The 6,605-nt window shown below is 56.5% G+C and carries 6 protein-coding genes; 3 read left to right on the forward strand and 3 right to left on the reverse strand.

Annotated elements, in window-relative coordinates; all coding sequences use genetic code 11:
• Positions 1 to 835, forward strand: an 835-nt coding sequence (locus tag V7680_RS14480) for an MFS transporter (RefSeq protein ID WP_335653975.1), incomplete at its 5' end; no start/stop codon positions are given.
• A 3-nt stretch (positions 836 to 838) separates the two neighbouring features.
• On the opposite strand, the gene V7680_RS14485 is transcribed toward V7680_RS14480, so the two are convergent.
• On the reverse strand, positions 839 to 1,957 hold the full coding sequence (locus V7680_RS14485; protein WP_335653976.1) for an AI-2E family transporter: 1,119 nt from the start codon (positions 1,955 to 1,957) through the stop codon (positions 839 to 841).
• A 121-nt stretch (positions 1,958 to 2,078) separates the two neighbouring features.
• On the opposite strand from V7680_RS14485, the gene gmk reads away from it, so the two are divergent.
• Positions 2,079 to 2,747 carry a guanylate kinase gene (gene gmk, locus V7680_RS14490; protein ID WP_335653977.1) on the forward strand — a complete coding sequence of 223 codons (669 nt, stop codon included), beginning with the start codon at positions 2,079 to 2,081 and terminating at the stop codon, positions 2,745 to 2,747.
• 49 nt (positions 2,748 to 2,796) lie between these two features.
• Here the strand turns inward: gmk and V7680_RS14495 are convergent, their stop codons facing one another.
• Both V7680_RS14495 and V7680_RS14500 read right to left on the reverse strand, forming a co-directional pair.
• Positions 2,797 to 3,414, reverse strand: coding sequence for a hypothetical protein (locus V7680_RS14495; RefSeq protein ID WP_335653978.1), 618 nt, complete (start codon positions 3,412 to 3,414; stop codon positions 2,797 to 2,799).
• A 112-nt stretch (positions 3,415 to 3,526) separates the two neighbouring features.
• Positions 3,527 to 4,237 carry a hypothetical protein gene (locus V7680_RS14500; protein ID WP_335653979.1) on the reverse strand — a complete coding sequence of 237 codons (711 nt, stop codon included), beginning with the start codon at positions 4,235 to 4,237 and terminating at the stop codon, positions 3,527 to 3,529.
• Between the two features lie 189 nt (positions 4,238 to 4,426).
• Between V7680_RS14500 and V7680_RS14505 the strand changes: the two genes are divergently transcribed.
• Positions 4,427 to 6,457 carry a hypothetical protein gene (locus V7680_RS14505; protein ID WP_335653980.1) on the forward strand — a complete coding sequence of 677 codons (2,031 nt, stop codon included), beginning with the start codon at positions 4,427 to 4,429 and terminating at the stop codon, positions 6,455 to 6,457.
• The last annotated feature ends 148 nt before the right edge of the window (positions 6,458 to 6,605 follow it).

Here is a 6,605-nt window from a genome sequence, read left to right on the forward strand (position 1 = left end):
CGTGATGACTGGCGGGGCGCTGGGCGGGGCATTGGCGCAACCGGTACTCGCGACCATGATGGATCGGTTCGACAGCTGGCGCGCCGCTTGGCTGATCGCTGCAACGATGGTCATCATCGCCCTGATCGCCACCCGGTTTGTCATCAATCGCCCCGGGGACATCGGCCAGTTTCCCGACAACGTAGATCCGGGGCTAGCGGCGCAGGATCAGCTAGCCACCAATTTGCGACCCAAGACCCACCGAACCGGGCATGAGTGGACGATGAAGCAGGTGATCCGGACGCCGATACTTTATCTGCTGATGCTGATCACGGTCGCCTATCTGGGGACATTCTTCTTCCTGCTCAATCACGGTGTCTTGCACCTGACTGATAGCGGGCTTTCGAGCCTCGAAGCGGCCTCGGTCATCGGGCTGGCGATATTGGGCAGCGGGCTGGCGCGGATACCCGCGGGCTGGCTGGGTGACCAGTTCGAATTGCGCTGGACGGTTTTCGGTTTCATCGCGCTGATGGCATTTGGTCTGGCCGGCTTCTGGCTTGGCCAGGGCGTCGTTCTACTCTCCGCGATGGGGATGCTATTCGGCGCCGGTTATGGCGGCATGCTGGTATTGGGCCCGGTGGTGACCGGTAATTATTACGGCGAACGCGCCTTCCCGATCATCAATTCGGTGCTCGCGCCGGTAATGCTGCCATTCGCTGCGGCAGCGCCAGCCGGCGGCGGCTATATTTTCGAAGCAACCGGCAGCTATGATCTCGCCTTTGCGAGTGCAATCGGTCTGCTGGTCGCCGCTATGGTCGCCGCGTTTTTCATGAAACCGCCGCTGGCACCAAGCTAGACCTTATACATTACCATCGCTGGAGAGCAGCGCCGCGATCGGCCGGGTTCCGGGACGGCGCGCCAGCACGATCATCAAGATGGTGGTAAACGGCACCGCCAAGATCGCGCCGGGAATCCCCCACAGACTGCTCCAGATAGCGAGCGATACCAGCACCACCATTGGGCTTAAATTGACCGACTTGCTCAGCATCTTCGGCTCGACCACATTACCGATAACCACCTGCGCCGCGGCCATCAGGCCGGTGGCGATCAGCGGAACCGTCAGGCTGCCGAACTGGGCCACTGCGAAAAGCGCCGGGAAAGCCACGCCGACAAAGGATCCAATATACGGAATATAGTTGAGCAAGCCGATGATGATCGCCCAGAGCGCTGCATATTCCACGCCCATCACCCGCAATATCAACCAGCAGACAACGCCCAATATGATATTGATCAGCGTCTTGGTCGCCAGATAGCTGCCGATATCATGGTTGATCCGCGTGAACATGTTGAGCGTGTCGGTCGAAGCACTGTCGGAACCAAAGGCCCGGCGGACTTTTTCCGGAAATCCGGTGATCTCGCTGAGCAGAAAGGAAGCATATAATATCGTGATGAAAACAAAGCCGCCGAAGCTGGTCAGCGAGGATAATAAAGACTGGGCAAGCGCGGCAATGTCGATCTCGGTAAAAAACCGCGATGCAAATTCGCTCACCGCTTTGGCAACGGCTTCCGTGCCGCGGTCGAATATCGCGGAAGGAGAGGCCATCAGTTCGGAGACTTCCGGCTTGCCGATCCCGCTGGCAGCGGGGGTCGGGAACCAGTGCGCGAACAGATTTTCCAGATTGCGCTGGTAGACCGGCAACGATGGCACGAGATTCTGCAAGCTAGCGACCAGCATCCGGGTCATCGCGAACAGCAGAGCCAAAACGCCGATCAAGGCGAGCGTGGCGCGCAGCCATAAAGGCGTCCTGCCCAACCCCGGAATACGGGCAACCGTGGCGCTCGCGGCATAGAGAATTTGCAGCAAGATCACCGCAGTCACGATCGGCAATATGATGTCTTTGCCGACGTAAAACAGCCAGCCAACCATGATGGTAATGCCGACCGCGTAAAATATGGTGCTGATGCGTCCCTGAATCATGAGTTTCGGATAGCCGGATTTTACCAGACTGTCATCAGGGCGATTGCGCGGTGCGGCAGCGATGGAAAAAACTTCGCGACACTATCTTGACGCCACCCGCCCTTCTCGGCCAATAGCCGCTATGGCCGACAATATTTCTTCCCAGAATATCGACAATGATCACCGCGAGCTCAGCAGACGCGGCTTGCTGTTCGTACTTTCTTCGCCCTCGGGCGCGGGAAAGTCGACGCTGGCGAGCATGTTGCTCCAGGCCGACAATGAAATCGCGATGTCCGTCTCGGTCACGACCCGTGCAAAACGGCCTGGCGAGAAGCACGGCAAGGATTATTATTTCGTCAGTGGTGACGAATTCGAAGAAATGGTCGCCGATCACAGCTTCCTGGAATATGCCACCGTCTTCGGCAATCGCTACGGCACACCAGCAGTACCGGTAAACCAGAGTCTGGCGGACGGACAGGATGTATTGTTCGATATTGACTGGCAAGGCACGCAGCAGCTTTATCAACGCGCCGGACAGGACGTCGTCCGCGTGTTCATCCTGCCACCCTCGCTCGACGAATTGCGCAGTCGGCTGGATAGCCGCAACACCGATGCGCAGGAAATCATCGAAAGCCGGATGCAGCGCGCAGCCAGCGAGATCAGCCATTGGGACGGCTATGACTATGTCCTGATCAACGACGATCTAGATGCCTGCTTTTCCAAGGTGAAGCAGATTCTTGCAACCGAACGGATGCGCCGTGCGCGGCAAACCGGCCTGATCGGATTTGTCCGGGATCTGATGGCTGAATAGCCAGATCGATTAATCTACGACATCCGATTCAACCCCGACAATTGCCCATTCAAAGCTCCGCCGAGCAATATCGGATTTCTCCTGCCTTGCAACGTCTCACCGCGTCGCGCCATTCTTCCATTTTCAGTTCATATGCCGCCTTGCGGTCTGCTTCAGCCCTTTCGTCAGCGGCAATCTGCTCAAGGTTCAGGCGCTGTTTCTCAATGAACTGCGCTTCGGCCTCCTGGTTTAGCCGGTTCAGATATTCAGCGCGTAGCGAATGCGACTGGTTGCGAATGCAAGAAGTCAGAAGCTCGGACTTTTTTTGCTGCAATCTGAATTTGTCGGAAGATTCCGACCATCGTTTTTCGACAATCGAGCCGCAGATTGCAGGGATTCCAGCTAGTCGTGCGTCATAATCTTCACTACGGCTTCGAATCAGCTCCTCGTTGGCTCGAATATCGGAATCGACGTTCAATTCCGCATTCTTCCGGTGCTGCACACATTCCGGGCTCGACCAGATATTGTAGTATTTTTCATTATTTTCGGGGTCGGATCGAGCATATTGACCAACCAGATATTGCTTCGCGGCTTCGCAGTTTGCTTCTGGAGTTTGTGCCATGGCCGCACCGCCAAAAAACAAAGCCGCCAGGACCGAATTGATGAGGATCAATTTGCGTGGAAACATTTCCAACCCTTTCTAACACAGCCCCCTGATGGTTAATTCTATCCGCATCATTGGGTGGTTACAACAAACATCGGCTCGGTCCGCTTGCGAGGTGCTTTACGATCCCTAGAAATTAGGGATGTTTGACATAGAGCCCGTCAAAAACCGTCGACCAGCTTGCTCCCTCGTCCGACGACGTCTGCCAATGCTGGCGAAGGCTGCCGTCTATGTTCGGCGTCCAGGTGATCTGGTTGATCACGGTGCCCGCCTGATAATGAGGCATGCTCCGGTTGCTGAGAACCATCTCGCCCCGATCATTGAGCCCACCCTCGATATATAGCGCCGCGCCATCGACGCCTATCCACGTCTGGTGCCATATTCTCCGGGCAGCGTCATAGAAGCTCATGCTCATGCCGGTATAGCCGCCCTTGGTCGCATAATCCTCGCGAATAACGCAACCGCCATGGTCGCGCGATATCCGGTTGACCGCGGTAGGCTGGTCCTGTCCGGATGCGGTGACATCCCAGACGCCGATCCAGAAATCAAAAGCGCGGTGATCATCAGTGTTGCAGGCAGGAGTAGGAATCGCGGAGGGTGCTGCATCCTGCTGCGCAGACAAAGGGGATGGCGCCAAGAACGTTGCAAGAACCGCGCCCAATAGGGGGCGGGCGCCGGTCCGGCTGTCCCGAAGAGTGGAGCTTGCCCATGCGGTAGGCAATTTTTCCCGGTCCAGCTTTTTGCGATGTCGCATCATGACACCATCCCCCCGCTGTTGAGCTTCGATGCGACCCGCGAGCTTATGCGCTTTGTCCGGATCATCACTCAGCTGGGTGCAGAATAACATAGGCGCGCGCCGTTTTGGTTGTCATTCGACCAACGGCAATTGGCAGTCGATGAAAGGGGAAGACCGTCGCCTTCCCGAAACTGGACAGAAATCCTTTATGAAACGTCGGTCACGGTCAAATGAAGTTTGGTTTTGCAGCCAGGACCGGTTACCAGAAGTGACAGCAACAAATTGTTGCAGGGGGCGATTATGGTGCAAGCGCGTGAAATTAATGTCCTGATCGTCGGTGGCGGTTTTTCGACCATGCCGCTGGTCCGCGAGCTGGACGCCAGCGGGATCAAATGGCTGATGGTGTCGGAAATGACCCCGATCTGGCAACAGCTGGAAGCCGCCGATGCGCTGGATTTCGATCTGGTCAGTTCCCTGCAGAGCAGCGTCTATTCCTTCGAACTGGTCGAGATGCTGAAAGAGCAAGGCGAGGATTTTACCGACGGTTTCCCGACCGCTCGCGAATTTTACGCAATCCACAAGAAATATGCCGCGCGCTACGCCGACCGCATCCACCATGGACGGGTCGGCAGCATCGACAATCATCCAGGCCACAGCATCGTTCATCTGGAGAGTGGCGAGCAGTTCCGCGCTCAGCATGTCGTTGTAGCCACCGCTTTCCGACGGCAGATGAATGCCAATCTCAAGCAGATCAGGATCGATGCCAGCTATGCCGGCAAGAATGTCGCGATCACCTCGACCGGCGACAGCTCGAATCTGCTGATCGCCAAGCTGGTTGCTCATGGCGCGAAGGTGCATCTGGTCACCAACGGCTTCATCATGCTCGACAAGATGTTCGCCACCTTCTCGCCATTCGACGACGGCCCGCGCTTCGTGCCGCTCGACCAGCTCGAATGTCACAATTTTTCCGAGGTCAGCAAATGGAGTTATCGCGCCTTCATCGACGGCGGCTATATCCACGGCCTGATCCACCGCTGGTTCGCGAAGCTCTTCGACCGCAACAGCCTCGGCGTGCGCCACCCCAAAAGCATCCGGCCGCACGAAGGTCTCCGGACCTTTTTCGAAGCCAGGGCGCCGATTGAGAATGGCCATATCGCGATCAAATATTGGCCGATCGATGTCTACAAGCTCTATTGCGACGAGACGCTCGAGCAGAAAATCAGCGACGGTTATCTGATCAACGACCTCCCCTTCTTTCTCGAACATGGCCATGTGAAATTGTGGGACAAGGCGGTCGCCACGCTTGACCGCGAAGCGATGACGCTCAGCGAAGGTGGCGAATCCGTCAGCTTTGACGAGATTATCGACGGCGATCAGGAAGTGCCCAATATCCCCGAAATCCGACTGTGCGGCGATCAAGCGTCGGAGCATTTTATCTACAAGACGCGGCAGCAGTTTCTCGGCGTGATATCCCCCCGCCTCCGCAACATCTACACCATCGGCTTCACCCGTCCGTTCACCGGCGGGCTCAACAATATCAGCGAGATGCAATGCCTGCTGGTCCACCGGATGATCAGCGAACGAGAGTTTCGCAGATCGATCCGCCGCAATCTCAAGGCACGGATCGCGCGCTATAACGCGACCTATTTCGCCAAGCGACCGGCAAAAATGACCGATCATCTGGTCTGGTATGGCACCTATACCGACGAGGTTGCCAGGCTGCTCGATATCCGGCCCAAGCGCAGCGATACGCCCGGCCTCAAGGGCCTGATCAAATATTACATGTACCCAAATAATGTGTTCCGCTTCCGCGAGACCGGCCGCTATGCGGTCGACGGCGTCGACGAGCTGCTCACCCACACCGCTAAACAATATCATGACTATAAAGTGCTGGCGCTGCTCGTCATCCGCTATCCGTTTTTCGAGCTGCTCGCGCTCGGCACGATCCTGCTCGCGCCGGTGCCGTGGTGGGTCAAAATCCCTGCCGCGATCATCCACAACCGCCTGCCGTTTACCTCGACGCTGGTCGGGAAATTCGGGTTGCCGACGCGCGAGAGCAAGGTGATATTCAATTACCGCAAGGTCATTTCGTTTCCGGTGCTCGCCTATCCCGTGATTGCGGCGGTCGTCTGGGCAGCGGCGGGCATGGGAGCGGCTTTTGCGTTTTCCGCCGGGTTGCTCGCTTATGTCTACGCGATGATCCATCTGGGCACCGCGAAGGGATGGAACCGCAAGTTCTTTTGCGACATGAAGAGCAAGAGATCGCCGGAGATGGTCGGGTTTTTCGAGCGGTACCGGGCGGTTTTTGGAAGGGTTAAGGGTGGGGATTAGGAGGGCTATCCTATTCACTCCTTACTCCTACAGTAATCTTCCCCTCCACCTTTTTGTTACCGTCATCTTTATCATCAGAATCGTCGAAACTGTTTTTTGCGGCATTTCGATTTTTTGCAACGATCTCAGAATTTTTAATAGAAGATCG

It is taken from the genome of Parasphingorhabdus sp. (assembly GCF_036963705.1).
GTDB lineage: Bacteria > Pseudomonadota > Alphaproteobacteria > Sphingomonadales > Sphingomonadaceae > Parasphingorhabdus.

Coding starts and splice junctions, on each gene's coding strand:
- V7680_RS14485 (WP_335653976.1), bottom strand. CDS start 1,957: ATGATTCAGGGACGCATCAGCACCATATTTTACGCGGTCGGCATTACC.
- gmk (WP_335653977.1), top strand. CDS start 2,079: ATGGCCGACAATATTTCTTCCCAGAATATCGACAATGATCACCGCGAG.
- V7680_RS14495 (WP_335653978.1), bottom strand. CDS start 3,414: ATGTTTCCACGCAAATTGATCCTCATCAATTCGGTCCTGGCGGCTTTG.
- V7680_RS14500 (WP_335653979.1), bottom strand. CDS start 4,237: ATGTTATTCTGCACCCAGCTGAGTGATGATCCGGACAAAGCGCATAAG.
- V7680_RS14505 (WP_335653980.1), top strand. CDS start 4,427: ATGGTGCAAGCGCGTGAAATTAATGTCCTGATCGTCGGTGGCGGTTTT.